Source organism: Streptomyces ossamyceticus, assembly GCF_001418475.1.
Taxonomy (GTDB): domain Bacteria; phylum Actinomycetota; class Actinomycetes; order Streptomycetales; family Streptomycetaceae; genus Streptomyces; species Streptomyces ossamyceticus.
Map to the genome: position 1 here is coordinate 1 of NZ_LIQX01001002.1, position 1,063 is coordinate 1,063.

The following is a 1,063-nucleotide window of genomic DNA, read 5'->3' on the forward strand; positions in this document are numbered from 1 at the left end:
CCCGCATCCACCCCACCGGTGTGGCCCCCGCCGGAGGCGCCCTCCGCTGGGACCTCCCCGGCTGGGCCGGCTCGGTCGACCTCCTCCTGATCGCCACCGCCGACGGCACCGAACCCGGCCTGTCGCTCCTGGTCGACCAGGCATACCGCCGCGGTTGCACCGTCGTGGCCGTCGCCCCGCCCCGCACCCCCGTCGCCGAAGCGCTGGCGGGCGCCCACGGCCTGTTCGTACCGATGGCGACCGCCCCGTACGAGCTGGAGGTGCCCCTCGGCGCCGCCGCCCCCGGCATCCTGTGGGCCCAGCTCACCCCGATGCTGGCGATCCTCGACCGCATGGGCCTCGTCGCCGCCGACCCGGACGCCCTGGCGAAGGTCGCCGACCGCCTCGACCAGGTCGCCGAGCGCTGCGGCCCCGCCATCGCCACGTACAGCAACCCCGCCAAGACGCTCGCCGCCGAGTTCGCCGACGCCCTCCCGCTGATCTGGACCGAGGGCCAGGCCGCGGGCCCCGTGGGCCGCCGCTTCGCCTCCGCGCTCGCCGAGCTCGCGGGCCGCCCCGCCCTCGCCGCACAGCTTCCCGAGGCCCTCGCCTCGCACGCGGTGGTGCTGTCCGGCCCCCTGGCCGCGAGCGCCGATCCCGAGGCCTTCTTCCGCGACCGCGTCGAGGAGCCACCCGCCCTCCACGCGCGCGTGCTCCTCCTGCGCGACCGGCCCACCGGCGGACTGAGCGCCGCCCCGGCCGCCCGCGAGCTGGCCCTCGGCCACGAGACCGCGGTCAGCGAGCTGGAACCCGAGGAGGGCAGCGACCTGGAGACCCTCGCGGAGATGATCGCCATCACGGATTTCGCCGCCGTTTACCTGTCGCTCGCCTCGGGAGCCTGATCTTTACCTGGCCCCGGCAGACCCCCGAACGGCGTACGGAGAAGAACACACACCATGGACCGCCTCGACAACACCATCCGCCCCTACGCCTGGGGCTCGACCACCGCCATCCCGCACCTCCTCGGCGTGGCCCCCACCGGCGAACCGCAGGCGGAGATGTGGATGGGAGCCCACCCCGGCGC

General features: G+C 75.6%; 2 protein-coding genes. Both read left to right on the plus strand.

The window, feature by feature from the left end; genetic code table 11:
• On the plus strand, nt 1-881 hold an 881-nt coding region (locus tag AOK15_RS41350), incomplete at its 5' end, for an SIS domain-containing protein (protein WP_055524447.1).
• Between the two features lie 54 nt (nt 882-935).
• On the plus strand, nt 936-1,063 hold a 128-nt coding region (locus tag AOK15_RS44755), incomplete at its 3' end, for a type I phosphomannose isomerase catalytic subunit (protein ID WP_338059962.1).